This is a genomic window from Pseudomonas sp. P4795, assembly GCF_048822895.1.
In the GTDB taxonomy this organism is placed as follows: domain Bacteria; phylum Pseudomonadota; class Gammaproteobacteria; order Pseudomonadales; family Pseudomonadaceae; genus Aquipseudomonas.
In genome coordinates this window covers 1-1,602 of record NZ_JBMFBT010000028.1, presented here as the reverse complement: position 1 = coordinate 1,602, position 1,602 = coordinate 1, and the positions used below count along the sequence as shown (strand labels likewise).

At 55.4% G+C, this 1,602-nt stretch carries 1 protein-coding gene; it reads left to right on the top strand.

Going from position 1 to position 1,602, the window contains the following annotated elements; genetic code table 11:
• Positions 1–11 precede the first annotated feature (11 nt).
• Positions 12–1,442, top strand: coding sequence for an IS1182 family transposase (locus ACOI8A_RS28235; protein WP_149659739.1), 1,431 nt, complete (start codon positions 12–14; stop codon positions 1,440–1,442).
• Positions 1,443–1,602 lie beyond the last annotated feature (160 nt).

Sequence of the window (1,602 nt, the reverse complement as noted above, 5' to 3'; positions counted from 1 at the left end):
AAGGATCGCCCATGAAGCGCTTTATCCAAGGTGAACATCGAGGCCAAAGCACCTTCCTTCCAGAGAGCCTCGACGATTACGTCACGGATACCAATCCGGTGCGCGTAGTCGACGTTTTTGTCGACGAACTTGACCTGGTCAAACTGGGTTTTGAAGGCGCCATACCGGCAGATACTGGCAGGCCGGCTTACCATCCCGCTGTCCTGCTGAAGATCTACATCTACGGCTATCTGAACCGCATTCAGTCGAGCCGGCGCCTGGAACGAGAAGCCCAACGCAACGTCGAGCTGATGTGGCTGACCGGGCGTTTGATGCCCGATTTCAAGTCCATCGCCAACTTCCGAAAAGACAACAGCAAGGCCATCCGAGGCGTCTGCCGCCAGTTCGTGGTGCTGTGCCAGCAGTTGGGATTATTTGGAGAAAATCTGGTTGCCATCGACGGCAGTAAATTCAAGGCCGTCAACAACCGCGACCGCAATTTCACCAGCGCCAAGCTGAAGCGGCGAATGGAAGAAATTGAATCGAGTATCAATCGGTATCTGACTGCGCTCGACGAAGCCGATCAGCAAGAACCCTCAATCGCTCAGCCCAAGGCTACTCGTCTGCAAGAGAAAATCGACAAGCTCAAAGCTCAGATGAAAGAGTTACAGGTCATTGAAATTCAGCTCAACGAATCGCCGGATAAACAGGTCTCACTGACCGATCCAGACGCCCGCTCCATGATGACTCGCGGCACGGGAATCGTCGGTTACAACGTGCAGACAGCGGTCGATACCCAGCACCATTTGATCGTTGCGCATGAGGTTACCAACGTCGGTTCCGACCGCGATCAACTCAGCTCGATGGCCAAGCAGGCCCGCGAGGCGATGGCGTCAGAAACGCTGTCGGTAGTGGCTGACCGAGGTTACTTCAAAAGCGAAGAGATCCTGGCTTGTCACGATGCAGACATCACCGCCTATGTGCCCAAGCCGATGACCTCTGGAGCCAAAGCGGACGGGCGTTTCAATAACGATGCCTTCATCTATGACGCGGCAAAGAACGAATACATTTGTCCGGCTGGAGAGACGCTGATCTGGCGCTATACCAACGTTGAAAAAGGCCTGACATTGCACCGTTACTGGAGTTCGAAATGCCGGGGCTGCGCAATGAAACCGCAGTGCACACCGAGCACGGAACGGCGGGTTCGACGCTGGGAGCATGAAGCAGTACTGGAGGAAATGCAGAACAGGCTGAGCAACGCGCCGGAAATGATGCGGATCCGAAAACGGACGGTTGAGCATCCCTTCGGGACGCTCAAGCAATGGATGGGCGCGACACACTTCCTGACCCGAAAGCTTAACGGGGTAAGCGCCGAGATGAGCCTGAATGTGCTCGCCTACAACCTGAAACGGGTCATGAAAATTCTCGGTACCAGCGGTTTAATGAAGGCGCTGTCGGCCTGAAGAGGTCTGTATTTTGGCCACCCAGCAAGGTAGAAGCGGCGCTAGGGACTCCCAGGCCCTAGTGATGATCCGCAGGACTTGTTGCGAGCAATTACTCAGCTAACAACCGTCGGCGCTGCGCGCCGACAGTGCATCAGCGCGTTTTTACACACTCTGGGCC